Source organism: Undibacterium sp. Ji50W (assembly GCF_049340445.1).
In the GTDB taxonomy this organism is placed as follows: Bacteria; Pseudomonadota; Gammaproteobacteria; order Burkholderiales; family Burkholderiaceae_D; genus Undibacterium.
In genome coordinates this window covers 1-22,340 of the sequence record NZ_JBMPOX010000038.1, presented here as the reverse complement: position 1 = coordinate 22,340, position 22,340 = coordinate 1, and the positions used below count along the sequence as shown (strand labels likewise).

Here is a 22,340-nt window from a genome sequence, read left to right as displayed (position 1 = left end):
AGAAACACGGAACTGGTCACTGGGGGACAGCGTCTATCTCAATCCAGAGAAGGCTCGTGTAGAAGAAAAGGCGTACATGAAGGCTGCTTAATTTAAATTGAGGCGACAACTACCTTGACACACACCGTTCAGTCCAAAAAACCAAAGCACCTAAAATCAGGCTGCCAGATGCCGTGCCTGTCTTTGCGGCAGTGCGCGTGCGGCTTCTTTCCCCGCCTCTTTCTTTGACTGCCTGACCGGTGCTGACGCATCGGTTTTGTTGCCGCCCTGCTTGTGCATGGCTTGTCCGGCGTAGTCGCTGGAGATGGCTGCTTGCATGGCTTCTGCGCTGACGCCGCGTACTTCTTGCATCCATTTGCTGACCAGGCTTGCCAGGCGGTCTAGGGCGATGCGGTGGGTGGCGTCGGTGTTGGCATACAGCCAGTCGGACAGGGCCATGAAATGTTCAAACGGAGCGTCCGCCAGTATCTGTGGCAGGGTATGGGAAAACCGGCCCGAATTGGCAATCATGTCCCAGTAGCGGGCGAAGCGCACCAGTCTTTGCATGTCGGCAAAGAGGATGTTTTTATTCGCCAGGATGGTGTACGGCGGTTGCGGATCAAAGGCCAGTTCAAAGGCTTCGGTATGGCGGATAATAGGTGTGCCACGCAGGCGTTTCAGGATACCGAATTGTATCTCGTGCGGGCCAAGTTCCACTAGTCGATTAAAGCCCTGGGCAAAGCTTTCCATGCTTTCGCCAGGCAGGCCGGCAATTAAATCCACATGCAGATGCGCGTGCGAATGCTGGCACAACCAGCGTATATTCTCTGCGGCTTTTTCATTATTCTGTTTGCGGCTGATCAGGGCTTGCACTTCCGGGTTGAAACTTTGTATGCCGATTTCAAATTGCAGGCTGCCTTCGGGGAATTTCTGTATGCCTTCCTTCAAGGCATCCGGCAAATGATCGGGCACGACTTCAAAGTGGGCAAACACCGGATCATGCGGTGCTGCTTCCAGCTTGTCGAGGAAGAATTGCATGATCTTCAGGCTGGTCTTGATGTTCAGGTTGAAGGTGCGGTCAACAAATTTGAACAGGCGTGCCCCGCGCTGGTACAGGCTTTCCATCTCCTGCAAAAACAGGTCGATATCAAAGGGCCAGGCGGTCTTGTCCAGTGCTGACAGGCAGAATTCGCATTTGAACGGGCAACCGCGCGAGGCTTCGACGTACAAGGTGCGATGACGGATATCCTGGTCACTATACAGACGGTAAGGCAGTTGTATGTCGGCCATGGGCGGTTGCAGGCCAGCATGTACTTTCATCAGCGGTTTGGGGCCGGCCAGGATTTGCTGACACAGTGAAGGGAAGCTGACATCGCCCCAGCCGGTGATGACATAATCTGCCAGCCGGACGATGTCCTGTTCGGTGGTTTCATAGGACACTTCGGGGCCACCCAGCACGACCACAACATCAGGGGCCACACGCTTCAGTACGGCGACAATCTGGGTGGTCTCGACCACGTTCCAGATATACACACCAAAGCCGACGATGAATTTTTTGCCGGGCTGGCGGTGTGCCAGGATTTTTTCGACGACATCCGTGCTGCGTGCGCCTATGACAAATTCCTGTATCTGGGTGATGGGCTGCAAGTCACCCATGTTGGCGAGCAGATAGCGCAAGCCCAGTGACGCGTGGGCGTAGCGGGCATTCAGGGTGGTGAGTAGGATGGTCATGGTACAAAAGGCGCAGCAACTAAAAGCGCTATTGTACGCTGTAGTACAGCCGGTGCCTGTGTCTCAGTAGCCTATGCAGGCAGCCTGTGCTGTCGCCTGGCGGGCTATTGATGCAAGAGGGTCAAGACAAATAAAAATGGCCTGCCGAAGATAATTCAAGCGCAGCACAGATCAGTCTGTCAGGGCGACAGTCAGCATGACGATGGTGGCGATTAATTGAGCAAAGACAATGATGGTCAACATGATGTGTTTCCTTATGTAAATGAATACAGTGTCATCATAAAAGATCAATAATTGCCAATCCAATCACGTATTTGGATGTATGTTATTTGAATTGTGAATGTCGCATGAATTTTATATTCCCGATGATGATGACTAATGCCGCTGTCAGTGCGGTCTTCAGCCTGCTCCGTGATACAGATAATGATTGCTTGCAGCAGGCACGGTTACGACATTTTTTGTAGGCGCCGACCCCTGACTGTATCGCCCGTTTTTGGTTTCTGTGGGCCCAGCATCAGCGTTTTTTCTGAATTTCCTGTGCGCTGAAAAATACTTTGGGATGCTTTTTTTGCACTTCAATCTCCGATTTCTGCATTTCGTCGCATGGGCCTCGCAGATTGACAAGGCAAGCTCTACAGTACACACATCAACCAACCACTGAAGAGGCAAACGAAATGAAAAACACCATCACAAACACCATGAAAAACGGCTTGATTCTGTCTACCGCACTGGTCACTGGCGTACTGGCAATCGGCTCTGCATTCACCCAGGTGCAGGCACAAGACAGCGCTGCCTTGCAAAGTGTCACCATCGTTGCAAAACGCATGAGTGAAGAACAGAAAATCGCTTTTGATACTGAGCAAGATCCTGCCCATGTTGTAATGATCAGCGCCAAAAGATTGACTGCAGAACAGAAATTGGTAATGGACAGGGAAGACCAGTTTGAACGTTCACAACTGGCTGAAAAAACTCCAGCCCGTCGTCATGTTCAAGGCTGACAGGTAATGCGTTTCCTGTACTGGAAAGATGTGCTGCATGATGCAGATAAGCTGAACCGGACCCGCGCTGTTTTTGTGATGTAGTGGCCCGTTTTTAAAACAAAGTTCTTCGATGCCGGTAAACGGGGATAACGGAGATATTTGTTTTGAAAATGGGTTTGCGAAATTCAAGTAGCGCCGTCGTGCAGTCTTGTCACGCAGTCCCGTCATCTCGCTGCTGCAATCGCAATGCTGCAAAACAGCCTTGTATGTGGTTGGCGGCCGTCCATTGCAATTCCTTGTCTTGCTGGTTGATGACGCCATTATTCACCAGCAGGCGTATCTTGCTGAGGTCGCTCGCCTGTCTGACGACCAGGCCCAGGCCTTGCAGGCAGGTGCTGTCGGCATTGGTCTGCGCTTGCAGGGCCGCCACCACAGCATCGGGGAAATCCCATTGCTGGGCCATGCGAAATGACAGCGATTGTGCCATGTGCAAAAAGCGCAGCCTGAATTCTGTGGACACTGGCATACGCTGATACTTCATGCTTTGGTCCATGGTGCGGAAGGCAATGATCAATCCCACGTTTTGCAGCAAGCCGGCCAGATAGGCGTGAAAACTATCCAGCCCTCTTTCCTGCGCCAGCAGGCGGCAGGCCAGTGCACAATACTCGGATTGCTGCCAGACAGCCGGGGCCACGTGTTTGGTCAACAGGCCAGACTGCAGTTGTATCAGTGGCCGGAAAGCTGAGCGTGCCACCAGCATGCGCAGGCCATTGATACCCAGCAGGCGTATTGCATTGTCGAGGCTGCTGATCTTGTCGCTGGGGCTGTAATAGGAACTGTTGACTTCGGTGATCAGTTCGGCAACCAGCGACACGTCTTTGGCAATGTGCCTGGCCAGTTCATCACCGGACACATTTTCATCGCGCAGGCTTTTCAGCAATTGCGGCAAGACACTGGGCACACGCGGGATCAGGCTGGAACCGGCAAATTCAGACCGGCATACTCTTTCCAGCGTCAGCAGCAGGGGTTTTTCCAGCTCGTGTCCGAATTGTTTGCCGTATTCACCCAGCAGCCACGGAAAAAAGCGCGAATCGACATCAAATGCCGGTTTCCAGTCCAGATCATCGAGGGCGTCTTCTGCGCCAGCGTCCATCCTGGCAGCAACGCCTAAGGCAAATGCTCCGGCATGCCGGGCTTCGCCCTTGCCAGATGCCCTGCCAGAACCCGCTGTCAGGCCAAACAGGCGTTTAACCATAGCCAGCCCTAGCATGATGCAAGCTCCTGGCCGCGGGCGATAGCGCGGTGACTTTCCTTGGCAAAGAGGCAGGGCTGGAACATGTCTGGAATTCTCCTATCCGGGCGTGATGCCGACCGTGTGTTTATATGTGTGTGCCTGTATATGGGATTGCGGCATCTATCTTACATGTTTCTTTTGGTAAACATTCATGTGTTTACATACATTTTGTTGCATACGCAACAGGGACAAACTTTGGCATCTTCCATAAGATTAAGCTTTTCATCCTTCCATGTCAGTCTGAATATTCACGGAGCTCCAAAAATGCCCTTATTTCTCAAGGTATTTACCCATCATCAGAAAAAGCTGTTGCTAGTGGCGGTTTACGCCGCCATGGGCATCAGCGCCGTGCCAGTGCCTGCCGCAGCCGGTAGCCTGCGTGACAAAATCATGGAGCGGCGGCAAGAGAAACAAGAACAGAAAGCTGCGCAGAATGCCAAGTCTGACGGTGACCAGAATGAGATGAGTGACGCCGATACAACAAACATCAGTGTTGCTGGTTTGCCACCAGGCACCCGGGTCTTGCGTGATATCGCCTATGGCAGCGACCAGCGGCAGACCCTGGATGTGTACCTGCCAGCCGCAGTGATTGCTCACCTGGATATGCCGGTCATAGTGATGGTGCATGGTGGCGCCTGGAAGGTGGGCAACAAGACCGCACGCGGGGTGGTTGAAAACAAGGCAGCGCACTGGTTGCCGAAAGCCTATGTGTTTATCTCCATCAATTACCGCATGCTGCCAGATACCAGGCCGCTGGAACAGGCCGATGAAGTTGCCCGCGCCCTGGCCATGGCGCAGGGGCGGGCAGCAGAATGGGGTGGCAGCCGCAGCAAATTCATTCTCATGGGGCATTCTGCCGGAGCGCATCTGGTATCGGTGCTGGCCAGTAATCCTGCAATTGCCAGCAAAGCGGGTGCCAGTCCCTGGCTGGCCACGATTTCCCTCGATAGTGCTGCCTATAACGTCAAGCAGATCATGGAACGAAAGCATTACCGCTTTTATGACGACGCCTTTGGCAGCGACCCTGCCTATTGGCAGGCAGTTTCACCCAGCCTGTTGTTGAAGCAGGCGGCTGCACCTTTCCTGGCGGTTTGTTCCAGCATCAGACCAGACAAACCTTGCGCGCAGGCTGAAGCCTTTGTCACTAAAGCGAAATCCCTGGGCATGCTGGCCCAGACGCTGCCGCAAGGCCTGAGCCATGCCGATATCAATAAAAACCTGGGGCTGGAGAACGCCTATACGGCTGCAGTGGATAAGTTCCTGAAAGAGGTGGATAGCTCTTTGCCGTAGAACCTGTTTACGATCTTGCTGCGCATGCGTGATCGGGGCTCATGTGCTGCTCAAAATGCTCATGTACTTAGAGTACATTCCGCTTTTTGCGCTGCGTTTTTGTTACCCTTACCCCGCTGATACACGCACGTTCGCTCGCTACAGATCGTAAACAGTTTCTTAGCCTGGCCTTTTGCTCTTTTGCTTGCCGTAACAGATGTAAATCTGGGTAAATCCCGCCGCCGCGGTTTTACAAAGGGATAGTATTTACATCCAATTCCAGTTCATGTTGCGCTGTTTTTTTCGTGCCGTTTGCATGACTACTGGGTAAAAAAACGATAAGCACGAAGGGGAAAAAACATGCACAAACCGCTACCAGTTTCTCGCACATCCACCACCATGGAATCACGTCGCCGCTTGCTATGGATGGCCCTGGGCATGCTGACCCCGGCTGAATTGCTGACTGCCTGTGGCGGTGGTTCGGCCAGCAGCGCTGCCGCTACTTCAAGCACCACGACGGGCACAACCACCACTGGCACCACGACCGGTACAACAACGGGGACCACGACGGGTACTACCACTGGTACCACCACCGGCACTAGCACTGGCTCAACCAGCGTCACAACCGATCCCTGGAGCTGGCGTACGGCGGGTACCAGCACGACGGCCAGCCTGCCTTCCATGGCCGAATTTGTCACCGTGATTGCAAGCGGCACGGTTGCCTATAACTTCCACACGTCCACCACCAGTTCTACCACCGACCCGGTGACCGGCGTGATGAGCGACACCAGCAGCATTGCCATACTCAGGCCTTACCTGATGGGGAAATATCTGGTCAGCAATGCCAACTGGAAGGCATTCTGCAATGCCCAGGGCAGCAGCTATTATCCCAGCACGGCCAAGACCGCTGGCCAATACTGGTATGCCGGCAGCTACCCCGCAGGCAAGGAACAGCATCCGGTATTGTTTGTGTCGCTGACGGCAGCAAATGCCTACTGCGCATGGCTGGAAACCCAGATACCTGGCTATCATTTTTATGTGCCTACCGAGGGTGAATGGGAATACGCTGCGCTGGGTAATAATACGAGTTACAGTTTCCCCTGGGGTGCCAATGCCAACATCACGTACAACAGCAGTACCGGTGCCTTGTCGACAGTGTATAACTGCAATGCGGTCTGCAGCCAGTATGTGTTGAATTCAAGCGCCTTTGCCACCGTCAGCTATTACAACGACACGGTGGTGACTACACTCAGTGATGGCAGTACGGCGTTGACGAATGACACGGCCCTGCTGAGCAAAGTCTTGAGCATGAATACCAGCGGTGGCGTCACCGGCTGGCAATATGATTCGTCGGCAAATAGCACCTGGGCAGATTTTGCCAACACCGATCAGTTTCGCACGCTGGTGAATCTGTATGGTGGATATACCACCCCGGCAGGTACCTATGAAGGTGGCAAAAGCTGGTGCGGTTGTTATGACATGGCTGGGAATGCCTTTGAATGGACCAGCACCCTGAACCTGGCATCCAACGGTGCAGAGGCAGGCACCAGTGTTAACGTGGTCAAGGGTGGCTCATGGTATGCGACTTCAAACAGTGGCAAATCCACCGGGCGCGGTGAAGGACGCAGCGCGGCGGGCGCTTATCATTCGGTGGGGTTCCGGATTGCTGCCAGGTCGAAATAGGGCATAGAAACGGTCCGTACCGCATACGGACACGAATAGTGATACTCGGGATATTTCTGACAAGCACCAAGATGCAGCAAGGTTTGTCCAAGAATTTTTATGTACGGTATGATGTCATCATGAAAAAACAATGGTGTTATATCGTTGCTGCGGCAAGTATGGTTTTTACTCACACGGTCTGTTTTGGGGCAAAGATATTTGCGCCAGGCGCAGTAATGGGTTGTTCAGAAAAGCCAGAAGAGGCCGTTTACGATTATCAGGCTGATCGAAGCAAGAAATGGTATGCATTGGTTGACTCTTCGTCACCCAAAATAGTTGAAACCAGATTTCTAAAATCTGAGAAATTGATGCCTCGTTCTGACAAGGCGCAATATTTTATAGAAGCTAATGCCGAATGGTATGCATTGGTTGATTCTTTGTCACCCAAAATAGTTGAAACCAGATTTCTAAAATCTGGGAAATTGATACCCCGTTCTGGCAAGGCGCTATTTTTTATAGAAGCTAATGCCGGCGTCAATGTTGGTACCGTTGTGCCTGCCTCCATTCGACTGTTGCTGCACAGCGCGAAATTTTATTCGGAGCGAAAAATCAGTTTTGCTGGTAAGTCATGGAATTGGCTTGAGTGGGGTGGTATTGGTGAATTTTATATCTTTGATGGAGTAGTGAAACTGACATCATCGCTTGATGACGGTGGCAGCAGTTTTATGAAACAAAAAAATATATCCCTACCGAAAAATCTTGGGGATTCACCCGACTATCAATATACGCCGGTGTGGGCAGGTGATTTGAACGGTGATGGTTTATTGGATATTATTGTGAGTTGGACCGGTAATGAAGTTTGGGGATATGACTTGTGGCTAGGGAAAAAGAGCCAGTCCGGTTCTCAAACTTTCAAGCGAACCGCTCGAACTGGACTTTACGGCTGCGCCTGACGAAAAAAATTCAAGACAGATCCGTGGAATAAAATATAAAGAAAATAGTATTGGATGGTGCAAACGTCAGTTCGGAAACAGGGTTCTGAAAATTATATTTTCAAATACTTAATCCAGAGGGAAGTGTTTTTTCGGTTGTAATCTGATTCTTCCAGCTATTTTGAAATATACCGCACTCCACCCTGCAAGCTGGTTTCTGGATTCAGGTGCTGGTATAAACTGCGCAAGAGGCTACCCTGTTCATCGTCCTGCCCCAGGTGCCAGAACATGGCCCCGGCCAGCCCGTATTTTTTCAGGTAAGTGACTTTGTAGACAAAGGATTCTTCATTGTCATAGCTGATGAAGATTTTCTTATCGGCGTTATATATCCACGGCACTTTGGTGTCAGCACCGAAATAGCTTCGGTATCCCAATGGTGATGACAGCAGCTTCTTGATCTCGGCATAACTGACTATGCGTGGGTCTTTGCGCGCGGTGCAGGCGTCGCAGCCTATCAGCAAGCCGGGGTCGCCAACATACGCGTCGCCGGATGGCGTCGCATGCGGCTGATGCAAGCCTTGCTGGTCCGGCCCGACCTGGAAGAAGGCGCGGCCATAGAATGGCAAGCCCAGCACCAGTTTGGCAGCAGGTACGCCGGCATGCAGGTATTGCTGGACAGCCGCATCCACGGTCAGCGCAAATGGTGAGGGAAAGCGTTGTTCCAGCACTTTCTTGCCGGGTGCCGGTTTGAAGGGCAATTCGCGCAAGGGGTTTTCAAACATATGTTCGCCAGCATTGCCGTACAGGTGGGCATTGTGATTGGTCAGATGTTCCCACGGGCCATTCAAATCATAGGTCATCAGATTGATGTAATCGAGCTGGGCAGCAATCTGCGGCAAATACTGGTAGGTGCGGGCCATATTGAAGGCACCGCCAGCCGCCGCGATGGTCAGTTGATACGCGGGTTTGCCGGCATGCTTTTCCTGCTTCAGTTGCTGGCGGATTTCCTTGAGCAATTCCACAAAATTGGCGCTGTCTTCTGCACGTGGATATTCCCAGTCTATGTCTATGCCATCGAAACCATATTCACGCATGAAGGCAATACAGGACTGTGCCATTTTTTTCCTGGCCTTGCTGTTGGCAGCAGCAGTACGGTAGCGCCCCACGGTTTCACTATCATCATTGGTGTATGACCAGCCACCGATGGAAAACAGGATGCGCAAATCAGCATTGTGTTTTTTCAGGCCCTGCAATTCATCAAAGACCTGGCGCGCCATTTGTGGATTGGTGCCCTGTTCCAGCGCGCATTGCCCTTCTGCGCTGATATTCAGGAAAGAGTAATTGATATGTGTCAGCATGCGCGCCTTTTCTGGCGTGATGGCAGATACCGGAAATTCAGTCTTGCCATCGGCATAGCTGTTGATCTGGTCTTTTTCCAGCAGGTAATAAGCGATGACGACAGGTTTTGCAGCAGGCTTTTTAACTTCGGCTGCCTGGACGCTGGCGCACAACATCAACATGCCCAGCAGGCCGCGAAGCATAGGTGAGGTGAGGAGGCGGGGTGTAGTATCCATGACGACAGCATGCAAGCACAGGTGACATGGGTCAACAGGTTTTTGGTCTGTTGTCTATCTGGGCATACCACTTCCCCTTGTTGGCTCATGCGGGGAGCATACCAGTCCACTATAATACCAGACTGGTATGGCATACTGTCTGCCTACTTTGAAGGAAAACCGCATCATGACACACACCGCAACCGAAGAAAGATTGATCGACCTGGAGATACGCCTGACACGTCAGGATGATCTGGTGGATACCCTGAATACCCAGGTCTACAGGCAGCAAAAGAAAATTGATGAACTGGAGGCCCTGTGTACCGCAATGGCAGCTCGCCTGCGCGAAGTGGCTGTGGCTGCCAGCCAGCGGACTGCGGTGGTGGATGAAAGGCCGCCGCATTATTGAGGGTGGTGTAGCTTACGTATCGGACAGGGTCTGTTGACCTATCCAGATTTCATCAGAAGGAACGACCTTCCCCGCTTTGGGAATGAATGTCCGGGACGGCCCGGCTCTTTGCAAGGAGAGCCATCATGGCTTGGATATTATTGGTCGTTGCCGGACTCTTTGAAGTCGTCTGGGCTTTCGCTATGAAGCAATCGGATGGCTTCACAAAATTACTTCCCTCTGCAGTGACTATCGTTGGCATGATCGTCAGTTTTGTCTTGCTGGCACTGTCTATGCGCAGCCTCCCACTGGGTACGGCGTACACCATCTGGACCGGCATCGGCGCCATAGGCACGTTCATCGCTGGCGTTGCGTTTTTGGGTGAGCAACTGAATTTCACGCGCGTCTGTGCTGCTGTACTTATCGTGGCCGGGCTGGTGTTGATGAAAATATCTTCAACACCATAGCGTGCTTCAGGGAATCTCATCGCCTGCCTATTTGCAGATGGATTTGAGATCCAGCGTCGGCTCGGCGGATGTATCGGCGACAAGCTTGATATTGTTTTTCCACGCGTTGCGGCTGATCAGGCTGCCACCGCCTGGTTCCGCGTAGGCGGGGTCGGCCTGGGCCTGGGCCAGTGTTACATAACGGCCACCGGCGGCTTCCAGCCGGGTCAGTACGTTGGGCAGCGTGACAGCGCTCCAGCCGCCGATATGGGTCAGCAGCACTTGCGGGATGACGCGGCCGAACACGCGCCGGGAATTCTCTTTCATGTTGGCGATGCCGGTATCGACGTCTTGCAGGTACTTGACTTTCATGCGCTCTATGCTGGCGACGTCACTCTTGCCCACGCAGCGTGCATAGGCATCGGTATAGTCCCAGTCGCTGAAGCCGATGCTGACGTCGGCGATTTTATAACCGCGATCGCGCAGGAAGGCGAAGGCATCGTCGCGCCGGGCGCTACCGACGGACAGGTAGGGGAAGCGCAGGTAACGCCAGAACAGCCCTTCCATCCTGCTTGCGACTGCGGGTTCGCCGGCGATCACATCGGCCTGCCAGGCTTCCAGTGTGCTTGCCTGGTCCAGGTTCATGTGACTGTAGGTGTGGTTGCCCAGTGGGTAGCCAGCCTGCCGCCAGCTATCAAGCACAGCCGCGTTGTCTGCATCATTACCTAGTCCAGCGGCATTCACAAAGCCAAAGGCTTCTGTCACGCCGTGTGCCTTGAGGGTCTTGATATGGGATTCGGCAATGCCTGACCTGGTCATCCCAAGCGGTAGCTTGCCGTGTGCCGGCAAGTCGTCCACGGTGATGGCGATATCGAAAGTGTCGGCGGCCCGCGCCGGGGTGGCGAAGCTGAAGCTGATCAGCAGTGCCAGCATAGTCAAAACAGTTTTCATAGAGATTTCTTATAGATGAGTCAGCATGCTTGTGCAGTGCACGGTATTCTGTTCCGGCTGGTCAGCACTATTCAGCTTGATATACCCATTTTCCAGCTTTGATCTGCACCATTACGCGTGCTCTCTGGTCCAGGCCCAGGTGGTCGGTCTTGCTCATGTTGACGACACCATTGGTGGTGGCCAGACCCTGGGTGGCTTCGAGGGCGTCACGCAAGGCAGAGCGGAATTCGGCAGTGCCGGGGGTGGCTTTCTTCAAGGCCACGGGGATGGCCTGTTGCAGCAGCAAACCGGCATCCCAGGCGTAAGAGGCGAAGGCGGCCAGGCTGCCTGCGCCATAGGTGGCTTCAAATTTGTTGGAAAAATCCAGCGCGGCTTTTTTAACGGGGCTGCTATCGGCCAGTTGCCTGGCCACCATGACCGGGCCGGTAGGCAGATAGGTGGCATCGCAGTCTTTACCACAGACGCGCAGAAAGTCGCTGTTGGCGACGCCGTGGTTATGATAGATGCGGCCCTTGTAGCCGCGTTCGGCCAGTGTTTTGGGTGGCAGGGCGGCAGGCGTGCCAGAGGCACCGATGACGATGGCATCCGGGTTGCTGGAGATCAGTTTCAAGACCTGGCCGACGACGCTATTGTCATTGCGGCTGTAGCGTTCTGTGGCCACCACCCTGATCTTTTTCAGTTCAGCATATTTCGTCACTTCGACCAGGAAGGCTTCACCCAGCGCATCAGAAAAACCGATGAAGCCCATGGTCTTGACGCCCTTCTTGCTCATGTCTTCGGCAATGGCGATCGCCATCATGGTATCGGTCTGCGGGGTCTTGAACATCCAGGCACGATTGGCATCCATGGGTTCAATGATGCGGTTGCTGGATGCCAGGCTGATGGCGGGTGTCTTGCCTTCGCCAATGACACCCAGCATGGCGAGCGAATTCGGTGTCGTGGTGGAACCGATGATGGCATCGACTTTTTCTTCCGAGATCAGCTTGCGGGTATTGGTCACGGTTTGCGTGGTGTCGGAGGCGTCGTCAAGGACGATGTACTCGACTTTCTTGCCAGCGATTTCCTTGGGCAGCATGGCAATCGCATTTTTTTCGGGTATACCCAGCGAGGCCGCCGGTCCTGTCGATGAAATGGTCACGCCTATCCTGATTTGTGCCTGTGCACCAAAGCTGGTGCCGAGCAGCGCTGCCGCAAGTGCCAGCACAGTCTTTTTGAGTGTGGTTTTTGTTTTCATGTTGTCTCCGTATTTTTGTTGTGAGTTTTGTTGTGCATTTTGCTGTGATCGTCATTTTACAACTTGCAAGGCACAGATAAAAATCCGCGAAAGCGTGCGCGCCCACCTCGGACGGGTGTGGCGCTCAATGCATAATCCGGGAAGCGAGCCAGCAGGCGGGCAATGGCCACCCTGCCTTCCAGCCGCGCCAAAAACATGCCGGCACATTGATGTATGCCGGAAGCAAAAGCCAGATGGCGATTCGGGCTGCGGCTGAGGTCGAGTTGGTCAGGATCAGGGAATTGCAAAGGGTCACGGTTGGCCGCGCCGATGCACAGGCTGATGCGGCTGCCGGCGGCAATGTCGGTGTCGCCGATTTGCGTATCCATCGTCGTCATGCGATTGCCCAACTGGTTGGAACTTTCAAAACGCAAAAATTCTTCGATGGCGCTGTTGATCATTTCTGGCTGGGCGATCAGGCGGGCTTTTTGATCAGGCCATTCCTGCAAGGCGACCAGGCCATTGCCTATCAGGTTGGTGGTGGTTTCATGTCCGGCATTCAGCAAGAAAATACAGTTTTGCAAGAGTTCGGTTTCAGTCAGTTTTTCACCATTGGCTTCACCCTCTATCAGGCGTGTCAGCATATCGGTTTTGGGGTCACCCGGGTGCAGCCGGCGCTGTGCCACCAGTTGTTTCAGATAGGTTAAAAATTCAGCGACACATTGATTGGCACAGGCAAAAAATTCCGGCGTGATGGCGGGTTCCAGTGCACCCAGTATCGCCAGTGACCAGGCACGCAGTGGTTCACGTTCAGCATGCGGCACTGCCAGCAAATTACCGATGATCTCGACCGGTATGGCGGATGCAAAATCGCTGATCAGATCAACTTCGCTTTTGCTCGCCATCTGGTCCAGCAAGCCATCTACCAGTTTGATCAGGCCGGGTTCGGTGTCGGCCATGGCGGCAGGTGTCAGGCCACCCATGATGAGGCGACGCACCCGCGTGTGTAGTGGCGGGTCATTAAAGACCAGGCTATTGGTGTGATGTTGGTACAGCAGCGAATCACCAAAGCGCGGTTTGAATTCCAGCTTCTTGTCCGAGCTGAAGGTCCTGGCGTCTTTATACACGTGCACCAGGTCGGCATAGCGTGTCAGCAGGTAAGAACCATCGGGCATCTTGCGCACCGGGGTTTGCTCACGCAGGGCGTGGTAGTAGGGATAGGGATTCTGGTAAAAACCGGCGGGCAGGTGCCGCAGGTCAAAGTCATCCTTGATCAGCGGAGACGACGCAGGGGTGTTCTGATACTCAGGATTCATGAAAAACCCGGCAAAGGACAGAGTGTGCACTGTGTCCGATTTGCCGGGTACTGTCAATCAGGTGACAATTGCTTATGGCAGCGGTGCATAGTTCAGTGGTGTCCAGGCATAGGCTTTGCCTTCTTTGCGCACATATCCCAAGGCAGGAAAGGCCAGGTGGGCGGCACCGACCAGATAGCCTTGTTGCGCCGCATCTGCATAGGCTTTTTGCCTTTGGGCATACGCGGCCTTGCTGTCACTATCAAACTGTATGGTGACAGTGGGGTCGTCAAACTGGACTGCAGCGACGTGCATCAGGTCGCCCCACAACATCAGGGTCTGGCCCTTGCTTTCGATTTTGTAGGTGCTGTGGCCAGGGGTATGTCCATGCGCGGCTACCGCTTTGATGCCTGGTGCCAGTTCCGTATTGCCTTCAAACGGTTTCAGCTTGCCTGCCTGTACATAGGGCTTCAGGATGGCGATGGCTTTTTCAAAGCTGCCTTTGGCATCGGCTTTGGCTTTGTCCAGGTTTTCCTGGCTTAACCAGAAATCGGTATCATGCTGGTCTATACGCACGATGGCATTCGGAAAAACTGCTTTATCCCCATCCACCAGGCCACCAATATGGTCGGTATGCATGTGGGTGATGTAAATTTCATCAATCTGCTCAGGCAGGTAACCGGATGCTTTCAGGTTTGCCTGCAATTTGCCTACCGTTGGTCCAAAGAATGCACCGGCACCAGTATCGATCAAAATCAGCTTGCTGCCGGTATTGATGAGGAAAGCATTGAAAGAAGTAACCAGCGGGCTTTGTTGATGGTATTTGGCGAGTGCCTTGCCGACTTTTTCTGGCGTGGTATTGGTCAGCAGCTTATCGACTGGCAGTGGCACCGTGCCGTCAGACAAGACTGTGATTTCAAAATCACCCAGCATGCTGCGGTAAAAACCGGGAGCATTGGTTTTCGCCATGGGCGCGGCAGCCTGGGCGCTGATGGCAGGTATGCCAAACACGGCAATGCCCGCCAGGATGGAAGAACTGAACAAGCCGGAACGAAGCAAGTTTTTCAATTGCATGGTTTTTCCTTTGAATGGGGTGGGGTTCAGCAGGTGACAGCAGGCCTGCTACAGATGGATGCGCAGCTATTATGCCGAATTTTCGTGAAGTCTGTTGTCGCACACACAAGTCGCACACGAGTCGCACAAACAAGGGCTTGAGAGTGCGCAGCAATTTGATGGCTAATTGATCAGGGTCGCCGTCAGGGATTCGACATCTTCTGCCGATTCAGAGAGGATGGAAAGCAGGGTCCCTTCGCCCACGGCGAAATCAATTTCCGAGGCGGACTGGCGTATGCTTTCCGGCGAGCGTGGGTCCAGTGGCGAGGGCACGGCGGCCAGTTCATTGGCCAGCAACAGGGTGTCGCCCAGGGTTTCTGGTGGCATGACGCGCATGCCATACCACAGCGCTTCAACCGCTGAAACCACGCGTTTGGGCACCAGCAGTTTATTCAGGACGGCACGGCCGATGTAGGTTTCATCGGTTTCGGCCAGGGCATCCGGCGATGCTGGCGCGGTGTCGATTTCCAGCAAGGATGGAAATTCCTGGGCGCGCGACAGCAGGTAAAAACCACCGACCTCATGCACGATACCGGCAAACAGGGCGGTCTCGGCATCCACCTTGCTGACTTTGCGGGCAATCAGGTGGGCCAGCGCAGCCACATAGGCGGAGTGACGCCACAAGGCATCCATTTTGACGCGGATGCCGGGGTTGGATACGGCGGCACTTAATTGCCGCATGACAACGGCAGCCGTGACGGAACGCAGGGTATTGAAACCAAGTATGGTGATGGCCGTGCGGATATTCGTGACCCCGCCGCCAAAGCGGTTGTAGGCGACGGAATTGGCGATGGCCACCACACGGGCAGACATCAGTGGTTCAGTCATGACCAGTTTTGCCGCAGTTTCTATGCCGCAGTCCGGGTCATCCAGGGCTTGTTGTATCTTGAGTGATGCGTTGACATTGGTCGGAAAAACCAAATCACCTTTACTCGCCTGTTCAACGATGCTTTTTAATGCTTCCGACTTGTTCATATTCATTTCTAGATAGAAAAGACCCGAAGCGAGGGTCTGTTTCTATCTCTCGCTTAACTTTTATTGAAACCTAATACGCGGACTAGTTTACCAGCAGTTGCCATAATCAAGTTGGAATCTGTATTTTCATTTTCAGCAGAGCTTATGCTGGCCTTGGCCGGCTGTGCGCGACGGATATGATTGCTGGCCGCATCAAGCTTGAAGGCAGTGACAGCGTGTGCCAGATTATTGGCTTGTTCTTCCATACTCTCAGCCGCTGCGGCTGCCTGTTCCACCAGGGCTGCGTTTTGCTGTGTCATTTCATCCATCTGGGTGATGGCACGATTGACTTCTTCTATGCCTGAAGTCTGTTCCTGGCCGGCTGCACTGATCTCGGTCATGATATCGGCCACATGCTTGACCGAGGCGACGATCTCATTCATGGTTTTGCCAGCAGCATCCACCAGTTTGCCACCGGTATCGACTTTTTCTACCGAATCGCTGATCAGGGTCTTGATTTCTTTGGCGGCACTGGCGCTGCGCTGCGCCAGGTTTCTGACCTCGGATGCCACCACGGCAAAGCCGCGCCCCTGTTCGCCGGCGCGCGCGGCTTCTACTGCTGCGTTCAGGGCCAGGATATTGGTCTGGAAGGCGATACCGTCAATCACACTGATGATATCGACAATCTTGCGTGAGCTTTCCTTGATGGAATTCATGGTGTGGACCACTTTGCCGACTTCTTCACCACCCTTGATGGCGAAGTTGGAAGCCGAGCTCACCAGGCCATTTGCCTGCCTGACATTGTCTGCATTGTGCCTCACGGTGGCGGTGATTTCTTCCATGGAGCTGGCGGTTTCTTCCAGTGCACCGGCCTGGGTTTCCGTACGGGAAGACAGGTCGGCATTACCGGTGGAGATTTCAACTGCAGCAATCGCGATGGCATCGGTACCCTGACGGACTTCGCTGACGATATGGTGCAGGTTGTCATTCATTTCTTTCAGGGCATTCAGCAATTCACTGATTTCGTCGGTACCGTCAGTGGTTTCGCGGAAAGACAACTCTCCGGCCGCCACGCGTTTGGCGATGACGACGGCTTCGCGCAGCGGCGTGGTGATGCTGCGTGTCAAAAATACCGAGAAGCCTGCGCCGGTCAATAAAATCACGGCACCAATCGCAAACAGGGTGCTTGTCAGTTGTTTGCCCTTGCTTTCGGCAATGCTGGACAGTTCAGAGGCAGCCTTGTTTTGCAGATCAACCAGTTTATTGATTTCCAGCAAAGCTTTTTGTTGCAATGGGTCAACTTTGGTGGCAATCACCTTGACCGCTTCTTCGCCGTTGAATGCCAGCAACATTTTCAGGGCTTCCTTGGTGGGAACGTCGATTTCCTTATCCATTTCTGAAACGGCATCCAGGATTTTTTTCTCTTCATCATTCAGGCCAAGGGCGATCAGTTTGTCACGTGCTTCGGTAAAGCGGCTTTGTTGTTTTTTTGAAATAGCCTTTTGCTTGTCGATTTCACTAATTTCACTTTGCAGGCCGATATTGCGGATCGCTATACCGCTTTCCAGCATGCTGCTTTTCATGCTGGCGGCCAGTTCGATTTTGGCGTGCGAGAGTTCCAGGCCAGCGACCATTTCCTTACGGTTACTGGCGCTGAAGATACTGTCGATGACCAGGATGAGAATGAGGGTGGCGAGTATGACGCCAAAACCGACAGCGAGTCGGGTTCCTATGCGCAAGTGACGCAAATTCATCGTGTACCTCCCAGAAAGAACTTCGTTTGCTACAAAATGAGAAAAAATATTTTTCAAGATTCAACATATCAGACTCTGGGGAAGAGAAAATCCGGTATGTTGTTGTAACAGTGACATAAGCTTCGGTCGGGTGTAGGGCGTTTTAGCTTGATTACATTGTCATGCAGAAAATACGAACCCTGTATCCATACTATGCCATATCCGTTTTGTTGCAAAGCAACAAAACAGCAAGTTTTTGTTAAATTCTGAGGATCACTACATGCCTATCTTGATGACTATCGTGGTGCTGTTACTCTCGCTGAGCCTGCTTTTTGTCTGGATGCGTTGGCGGCGCGCAGCCCAGGCGGATTACATACGCAGCTATATGTTTCCACCGGGATTGCTGGAAAGGCTACACAAACAGCGCCCCGACTTGTCTTTAAAAGATCAGCATCTGTTGGCTCGCGCCCTGCGGCAGTTTTTCTTGGTGTACCTGAAATGTGGTTACAAGCATATCGCCATGCCTTCACAGGTGGTGGATGAGTTGTGGCATGAATTTATTCTGTACACAAAAAATTACGAACAATTCTGTAAAAAGGCTTTTGGCCGATATATGCACCACACGCCAGCCGCCGTGCTGGGCAGCAATCTGCGCAATAACGATGGCCTGCGTCGCACTTGGTGGTTTGCCTGTCTGGAAGAAAACATCAATCCGCGTCGTGCCACCCGCTTACCCCTGCTGTTTGCGCTGGATGCCAAATGGAATATTGCCGATGGTTTTCGCTATGAACCCGATTGCAGTGCGTTACGCGCCAATGCGGATGGCACGGTGTATTGCGGTGGCGATTTTTATGGTGGTGGCAGTGCCGGCCCGTATGATTTTGGTGACACCACGAATGATGGTGGCAGTGGCAGCAGTGCCGACAGTGGCAGTAGCGATAGCGGTAATGACAGTTCGGGGTGCAGTGGCGGTTGCAGCGGAGGTTGTAGCAGCGGAGATTGAGGCATCCAGCAGCAGCTGTGCCGCATTACACCAGGTCAACACGCCCTGGTCAGCGAGTGCGCTAGTCAGGCAGTGTTCGGCATCAGGGCAGCATTACTGCTTTGCAGTCTGTCCATTAATATTTTCTTTTCGCCATCGCGGAAGTTCAAGAATTCCAGCCCGATGCGGAAAGAAAATTGCGAGAGTATGGTGTACACCATCTTGCTCTCGACTTCTATTTTTTGCGCCTGCAGACCGGTATTCAAAGGTGGCATCGTCATGATTAGCTTGACCCGGCCATTAAAAAACACATTGTAGTCACAGAACATGCTGAGACCGTCTTCCGAAATGTCATTGATCTTGCCGTGATACGTCAGTTTCTCGCCACTGAACTCATGAATCAGGGCGATTTGCCATTTCACCAGATAACGGTTGTGGGAACGCAGCAGTTGCGTCTTGACTTCATTGAATTTGACAAGCCTGGTTGAGACAGGGGAGTCTTCAGCCTGCGCTGCATCCCGAAGCGGCACCACAAAAGCCGGTTCCTGGGCAACAAAGGGCGGCGTTAAAGGAGCTTTGACGACGGCGTCTTTATCCAGCAAGGCGGCAGGCTTTTCTGGCGCCACCGTATCTGTGCCGTAAGAGACTTTTCTTTTTCCGGGTAGTTTGTGCATAAATGCATTATATAGAAAAAAGCAGTCATCATTTCTATGTGGAAATGATGCCTGCGCTGGTCAGGTTCTTACCACACTTCTGCACCAGTGTAGCTCAGGTGCTGACCACCCGCTTCGCCGGTCTGAATTGTTCGCGATAACTGGCTGGTGACAATCCCGAATGGCGCTTGAACAGGCGGCGGAAGGAACTGGGGTCGCTGTAGCCGGTGCGTTCGGCAACCTGTTCCAGCGTCAGTGTCGTGCTTTCCAGCAGACGTTTGGCTATGTCCATCTTGATCTGCTGCGCGTAGCTGGCTGGCGTGGTCTCCAGGGTCTGGTGGAAATGCCGGATGACCGTGCGCTCGCTGACGGCCAGATGTTCCGCTAGTGCCGGCAGGCGGAAAGGCAGGTGGTGATTCTGGTTCAGCCATTTCTGGGCTCGCTGTACCAACAGGTTTTCATGCGGCTGGGTATCTTGCTGGGTCAGGGTCAGCATTTGCATATATGGCATTTGTGATGCACGGTTGGCATCGATCAGCAAGGTCTTGGAAACGCCCGTGGCGACATCCTGGCCACCAAATCTCTCGACCAGGTAGTAGGCCAGGTTCAGGTAGCTGGTGGCTGCACCGCTGGTCAGGATATTTTCATATTCATTCAACACCTGGGCCAGACGCAATTGCACCTCTGGATAACGGGCCTTGAAAGCCCGTTCCAGCCACCAGGTGGTGGTGGCATGGCCGCCATTCAGCAAGCCGGCTTCGGCCAGCACAAAAGTGGCACTGCAATTCGAGGCCAGTACCGTGCCCTGACGGTGTTTTTCACGCAGGATAGGGAATACTGCACGCATGTCATGCAAATTGCCCAGCAGGCCGGCAATGCCATTACCGACATAAATGCCAGGCAGTATGATCACATCAGCCTGGCTGTCGGTCTGTATAGGCCCATCCGCGACCAGGCTGACCCCGGCTGGCGTCATGACAGGTTTGCCATCCAGGGAACGCAGGCTCCACGTAAACAGCGGGCCGACATCATCCCGGTTTTTTATTGCCCAAATTGCATTTGCCACCGCAAATACGTCCAGCGGGCCAGTGACGGCAGATGCCATGCATTGTGGATAAAGCCAGACTTCGATCGCTATCATTTGTCGTAATCTGCATTAAAAGAGTCAATACTGACACTGTCCACCATTTCCTGCAATATCTAGAATGTCCGGTAAGAATAGTCAACACGGAAGATGAACATGCAAGCAGAAGCAGATATGACCCCCGGTGGCAATGAAACCGACGAGCAGGCGCAGCACCTGAACCAGTTCGGTGCCCCATTCTTGCCCGGCTATCTGGGTATACGCATCCTGTCAGTAACAAAAGGCCGTGTCACCGCAGAATTGCCGGTGCAGCCGCATTTGCTGGCCCCCAATGGCTATCTGCATGCCGGCAGCGTGGTGACGCTGGCCGATACTGCCTGTGGTTATGGCTGTATCAGCAGCCTGCCGCCTGGGGCACAAAGTTTTACGACGGTGGAACTGAAGTCGAATCACCTGGGCACGGCCCGCGAAGGTACCATCAGCGTGGTTGCCACGGGCGTGCATCTGGGCCGCACGACCCAGGTCTGGGATGCCGTGGTCAGTTACCAGGACAAGACCATCGCCCTGTTCCGTTGTACACAAATGATTTTATTTCCCCGTAAGGATGCATGATGAGTACAGAAACGGAAGCAGTCTTGCAACAATGGCTGGCACGCGAAGCCGAAGTACGGGCGCGCATGGCCGAACCTGGCGTCGCCACACTGGACCAGTTGAAAGCCGTCAGCGGCATCGATTTTCTGTTGGGTATTTTGAACGGCGATTACCCGGTCGCCCCGATAGGCAAGACCCTGGATTTCATTCCGGTGGAAGGTGAGCCGGGCCGTGTCGTGTTTCAGGGCACGCCCGGTGTACAGCATTACAACCCCCTGGGCAGTGTGCATGGTGGCTATTTCTGCACCCTGCTGGATTCAGCCGTGGGCTGTGCCGTGCAATCGATGCTGCCCAAGGGCACGGGTTACACCACGCTGGAAATCAAGGTGAACCTGATACGTGCCATGAACAGCAAGACCGGGCCGGTACGGGCGGAGGGTAAAGTCATACAGGTGGGTAAGCAGGTGGGCACGGCGGAAGGCCGTATTGTTGATGCAGCGGGGAGGATTTATGCGCATGCGACGACGACGTGTCTGGTGTTTCCGCTGCCTTGATGGGGGTTTGGCAAGCCAAACGATAGCTTGCCGCGCCAGTTGCTGTGCTGATTTTACTCCTTCTCCTTCAAGGAGAAGGAGGGGATGAGGATGGGGTTCTGCCGATCAACGGCAATCACAAATTCGTCGCTCCAGAGCAGGCGGGAGGCCACCGGACTGGCGCCCCAGTCGCGTAGGTTGGGCTACGCCTTATCAGCCCAACACTGGGCTTATCAAGCACGTATTCGTCACTGCGAAAGCTGGCGGCCACCGAGCTGGCGTTCCAGCTGCGTTTGTTGCATGCCGTACTTTGATTGAAACGATTGCCCTTCGTAGACACAAGCCGGGTCTCGGCCCGGCGGCCGAATTCCTTTCTTTGCTTCGCCAAAGAACGGAATCAAAGAAAGGCGACCGCAGACTCGCCCTTCGGGTGCTTACGCTACGCTTCAGCATAATTTGTGCTTCACAAAAAATGGGAAGATCCGCAACTCGCTACGCTCAAACATCGGCTCTTCTTTTTCCATTTTCTGTGAAGCACAAATTACATCGTCCCAAGCGGATTAAGGTCAAAGACAACGTCAAAAACAACTGCAACAGCAAAAGCAAAAGAAAAATCAAGAGCAACAACAAAGTCAAAACCAACGTCAACACAACCGTATTCACGTATATTTGAATGCCATCGATCAACCATGGTGTTGGGGTTGTAGTTGCTTTTGACTTTGTTGTAGATTTTTAAGTTGTAGTTGTCTTTGATTTTAATCCGCTTGGGACGAAGCCATTTGTGTAGTGCAGAAAATGGAAAAAGAAGGTCCGGTGTCTGAGCGTAGCGAGTTTCGGACCTTCCCATTTTTTGCGCTACATAAATGGGCACTCCCGAAGGGAGCGAGTCTGCGGTCGCCTTTCTTTGAATACGTTCTTTGGCGAAGCGGTGTGTGTCAAGGTAGTTGTCGCCTCAATTTAAATTAAGCAGCCTTCATGTACGCCTTTTCTTCTACACGAGCCTT

General features: G+C 53.2%; 21 protein-coding genes. 9 read left to right on the top strand and 12 right to left on the bottom strand.

The genetic code is table 11. From position 1 onward, the window contains the following. Positions 1-156: 156 nt before the first annotated feature. Entirely contained in the window at positions 157-1,710 is a 1,554-nt protein-coding gene (locus ACO0K9_RS27520; RefSeq protein ID WP_422990508.1) for a DUF4080 domain-containing protein, read from the bottom strand. A gap of 674 nt (positions 1,711-2,384) precedes the next feature. Between ACO0K9_RS27520 and ACO0K9_RS27515 the strand changes: the two genes are divergently transcribed. Beyond that, a complete protein-coding gene (locus ACO0K9_RS27515; RefSeq protein ID WP_422990507.1) occupies positions 2,385-2,708 on the top strand; it encodes a hypothetical protein in 324 nt (107 codons plus the stop codon). A gap of 193 nt (positions 2,709-2,901) precedes the next feature. Here ACO0K9_RS27515 and ACO0K9_RS27510 read toward each other — a convergent pair whose 3' ends face one another. Beyond that, positions 2,902-3,960, bottom strand: a complete 1,059-nt coding sequence (locus ACO0K9_RS27510) for an HDOD domain-containing protein (RefSeq protein WP_422990505.1) — start codon at positions 3,958-3,960, stop codon at positions 2,902-2,904. 288 nt (positions 3,961-4,248) lie between these two features. On the opposite strand from ACO0K9_RS27510, the gene ACO0K9_RS27505 reads away from it, so the two are divergent. The 3 genes from ACO0K9_RS27505 to ACO0K9_RS27495 all read left to right on the top strand — a co-directional run bounded on the left by ACO0K9_RS27505 (position 4,249) and on the right by ACO0K9_RS27495 (position 7,868). Beyond that, positions 4,249-5,274, top strand: coding sequence for an alpha/beta hydrolase (locus ACO0K9_RS27505; RefSeq protein ID WP_422990503.1), 1,026 nt, complete (start codon positions 4,249-4,251; stop codon positions 5,272-5,274). A 339-nt stretch (positions 5,275-5,613) separates the two neighbouring features. Further along, positions 5,614-6,936: a formylglycine-generating enzyme family protein gene (locus ACO0K9_RS27500; RefSeq protein WP_422990501.1), complete on the top strand. Its 1,323-nt coding sequence runs from the start codon at positions 5,614-5,616 to the stop codon at positions 6,934-6,936. A 119-nt stretch (positions 6,937-7,055) separates the two neighbouring features. Then, complete coding sequence (locus ACO0K9_RS27495) at positions 7,056-7,868, top strand: hypothetical protein (RefSeq protein ID WP_422990499.1); 813 nt, start codon at positions 7,056-7,058, stop codon at positions 7,866-7,868. Between the two features lie 155 nt (positions 7,869-8,023). On the opposite strand, the gene ACO0K9_RS27490 is transcribed toward ACO0K9_RS27495, so the two are convergent. Next, positions 8,024-9,421 carry a glycoside hydrolase family 18 protein gene (locus ACO0K9_RS27490; protein ID WP_422990497.1) on the bottom strand — a complete coding sequence of 466 codons (1,398 nt, stop codon included), beginning with the start codon at positions 9,419-9,421 and terminating at the stop codon, positions 8,024-8,026. Positions 9,422-9,587: 166 nt separating this feature from the next. Between ACO0K9_RS27490 and ACO0K9_RS27485 the strand changes: the two genes are divergently transcribed. Together ACO0K9_RS27485 and ACO0K9_RS27480 are read left to right on the top strand one after the other, a co-directional pair. After that, on the top strand, positions 9,588-9,809 hold the full coding sequence (locus ACO0K9_RS27485; RefSeq protein ID WP_422990495.1) for a SlyX family protein: 222 nt from the start codon (positions 9,588-9,590) through the stop codon (positions 9,807-9,809). Between the two features lie 125 nt (positions 9,810-9,934). Beyond that, on the top strand, positions 9,935-10,255 hold the full coding sequence (locus tag ACO0K9_RS27480; RefSeq protein WP_422990493.1) for a DMT family transporter: 321 nt from the start codon (positions 9,935-9,937) through the stop codon (positions 10,253-10,255). Between the two features lie 27 nt (positions 10,256-10,282). On the opposite strand, the gene ACO0K9_RS27475 is transcribed toward ACO0K9_RS27480, so the two are convergent. The 6 genes from ACO0K9_RS27475 to ACO0K9_RS27450 all read right to left on the bottom strand — a co-directional run bounded on the left by ACO0K9_RS27475 (position 10,283) and on the right by ACO0K9_RS27450 (position 17,514). Continuing rightward, positions 10,283-11,185, bottom strand: a complete 903-nt coding sequence (locus ACO0K9_RS27475; protein ID WP_422990491.1) for a polysaccharide deacetylase family protein — start codon at positions 11,183-11,185, stop codon at positions 10,283-10,285. A gap of 67 nt (positions 11,186-11,252) precedes the next feature. Next, complete coding sequence (locus ACO0K9_RS27470; RefSeq protein ID WP_422990489.1) at positions 11,253-12,419, bottom strand: ABC transporter substrate-binding protein; 1,167 nt, start codon at positions 12,417-12,419, stop codon at positions 11,253-11,255. 56 nt (positions 12,420-12,475) lie between these two features. Further along, positions 12,476-13,714, bottom strand: coding sequence for a cytochrome P450 (locus ACO0K9_RS27465; protein ID WP_422990512.1), 1,239 nt, complete (start codon positions 13,712-13,714; stop codon positions 12,476-12,478). A gap of 72 nt (positions 13,715-13,786) precedes the next feature. Further along, positions 13,787-14,767, bottom strand: coding sequence for an MBL fold metallo-hydrolase (locus ACO0K9_RS27460; protein WP_422990487.1), 981 nt, complete (start codon positions 14,765-14,767; stop codon positions 13,787-13,789). A 162-nt stretch (positions 14,768-14,929) separates the two neighbouring features. Then, positions 14,930-15,781: an HDOD domain-containing protein gene (locus ACO0K9_RS27455; RefSeq protein ID WP_422990485.1), complete on the bottom strand. Its 852-nt coding sequence runs from the start codon at positions 15,779-15,781 to the stop codon at positions 14,930-14,932. A 53-nt stretch (positions 15,782-15,834) separates the two neighbouring features. Further along, entirely contained in the window at positions 15,835-17,514 is a 1,680-nt protein-coding gene (locus ACO0K9_RS27450; RefSeq protein WP_422990483.1) for a methyl-accepting chemotaxis protein, read from the bottom strand. Positions 17,515-17,773: 259 nt separating this feature from the next. Between ACO0K9_RS27450 and ACO0K9_RS27445 the strand changes: the two genes are divergently transcribed. Next, positions 17,774-18,496, top strand: coding sequence for a glycine-rich domain-containing protein (locus ACO0K9_RS27445; RefSeq protein ID WP_422990481.1), 723 nt, complete (start codon positions 17,774-17,776; stop codon positions 18,494-18,496). A 65-nt stretch (positions 18,497-18,561) separates the two neighbouring features. On the opposite strand, the gene ACO0K9_RS27440 is transcribed toward ACO0K9_RS27445, so the two are convergent. Both ACO0K9_RS27440 and ACO0K9_RS27435 read right to left on the bottom strand, forming a co-directional pair. After that, positions 18,562-19,149 (bottom strand): PilZ domain-containing protein, encoded by a 588-nt coding sequence (locus ACO0K9_RS27440; protein WP_422990479.1) that lies wholly within the window; start codon positions 19,147-19,149, stop codon positions 18,562-18,564. Positions 19,150-19,243: 94 nt separating this feature from the next. Then, entirely contained in the window at positions 19,244-20,269 is a 1,026-nt protein-coding gene (locus tag ACO0K9_RS27435) for a GlxA family transcriptional regulator (RefSeq protein ID WP_422990477.1), read from the bottom strand. Positions 20,270-20,386: 117 nt separating this feature from the next. On the opposite strand from ACO0K9_RS27435, the gene ACO0K9_RS27430 reads away from it, so the two are divergent. Further along, positions 20,387-20,824, top strand: a complete 438-nt coding sequence (locus ACO0K9_RS27430; RefSeq protein ID WP_422990510.1) for a PaaI family thioesterase — start codon at positions 20,387-20,389, stop codon at positions 20,822-20,824. Further along, positions 20,824-21,357 carry a PaaI family thioesterase gene (locus ACO0K9_RS27425; RefSeq protein WP_422990475.1) on the top strand — a complete coding sequence of 178 codons (534 nt, stop codon included), beginning with the start codon at positions 20,824-20,826 and terminating at the stop codon, positions 21,355-21,357. Before ACO0K9_RS27430 ends, ACO0K9_RS27425 begins: the two co-directional genes overlap by 1 nt. A 520-nt stretch (positions 21,358-21,877) precedes the next feature. On the opposite strand, the gene ACO0K9_RS27420 is transcribed toward ACO0K9_RS27425, so the two are convergent. Further along, entirely contained in the window at positions 21,878-22,183 is a 306-nt protein-coding gene (locus ACO0K9_RS27420) for a hypothetical protein (protein WP_422990473.1), read from the bottom strand. Positions 22,184-22,340 lie beyond the last annotated feature (157 nt).

Coding starts and splice junctions, on each gene's coding strand:
- ACO0K9_RS27520 (WP_422990508.1), bottom strand. CDS start 1,710: ATGACCATCCTACTCACCACCCTGAATGCCCGCTACGCCCACGCGTCA.
- ACO0K9_RS27515 (WP_422990507.1), top strand. CDS start 2,385: ATGAAAAACACCATCACAAACACCATGAAAAACGGCTTGATTCTGTCT.
- ACO0K9_RS27510 (WP_422990505.1), bottom strand. CDS start 3,960: ATGCTAGGGCTGGCTATGGTTAAACGCCTGTTTGGCCTGACAGCGGGT.
- ACO0K9_RS27505 (WP_422990503.1), top strand. CDS start 4,249: ATGCCCTTATTTCTCAAGGTATTTACCCATCATCAGAAAAAGCTGTTG.
- ACO0K9_RS27500 (WP_422990501.1), top strand. CDS start 5,614: ATGCACAAACCGCTACCAGTTTCTCGCACATCCACCACCATGGAATCA.
- ACO0K9_RS27495 (WP_422990499.1), top strand. CDS start 7,056: ATGAAAAAACAATGGTGTTATATCGTTGCTGCGGCAAGTATGGTTTTT.
- ACO0K9_RS27490 (WP_422990497.1), bottom strand. CDS start 9,421: ATGGATACTACACCCCGCCTCCTCACCTCACCTATGCTTCGCGGCCTG.
- ACO0K9_RS27485 (WP_422990495.1), top strand. CDS start 9,588: ATGACACACACCGCAACCGAAGAAAGATTGATCGACCTGGAGATACGC.
- ACO0K9_RS27480 (WP_422990493.1), top strand. CDS start 9,935: ATGGCTTGGATATTATTGGTCGTTGCCGGACTCTTTGAAGTCGTCTGG.
- ACO0K9_RS27475 (WP_422990491.1), bottom strand. CDS start 11,185: ATGAAAACTGTTTTGACTATGCTGGCACTGCTGATCAGCTTCAGCTTC.
- ACO0K9_RS27470 (WP_422990489.1), bottom strand. CDS start 12,419: ATGAAAACAAAAACCACACTCAAAAAGACTGTGCTGGCACTTGCGGCA.
- ACO0K9_RS27465 (WP_422990512.1), bottom strand. CDS start 13,714: ATGAATCCTGAGTATCAGAACACCCCTGCGTCGTCTCCGCTGATCAAG.
- ACO0K9_RS27460 (WP_422990487.1), bottom strand. CDS start 14,767: ATGCAATTGAAAAACTTGCTTCGTTCCGGCTTGTTCAGTTCTTCCATC.
- ACO0K9_RS27455 (WP_422990485.1), bottom strand. CDS start 15,781: ATGAACAAGTCGGAAGCATTAAAAAGCATCGTTGAACAGGCGAGTAAA.
- ACO0K9_RS27450 (WP_422990483.1), bottom strand. CDS start 17,514: ATGAATTTGCGTCACTTGCGCATAGGAACCCGACTCGCTGTCGGTTTT.
- ACO0K9_RS27445 (WP_422990481.1), top strand. CDS start 17,774: ATGCCTATCTTGATGACTATCGTGGTGCTGTTACTCTCGCTGAGCCTG.
- ACO0K9_RS27440 (WP_422990479.1), bottom strand. CDS start 19,149: ATGCACAAACTACCCGGAAAAAGAAAAGTCTCTTACGGCACAGATACG.
- ACO0K9_RS27435 (WP_422990477.1), bottom strand. CDS start 20,269: ATGATAGCGATCGAAGTCTGGCTTTATCCACAATGCATGGCATCTGCC.
- ACO0K9_RS27430 (WP_422990510.1), top strand. CDS start 20,387: ATGACCCCCGGTGGCAATGAAACCGACGAGCAGGCGCAGCACCTGAAC.
- ACO0K9_RS27425 (WP_422990475.1), top strand. CDS start 20,824: ATGAGTACAGAAACGGAAGCAGTCTTGCAACAATGGCTGGCACGCGAA.
- ACO0K9_RS27420 (WP_422990473.1), bottom strand. CDS start 22,183: ATGGGAAGGTCCGAAACTCGCTACGCTCAGACACCGGACCTTCTTTTT.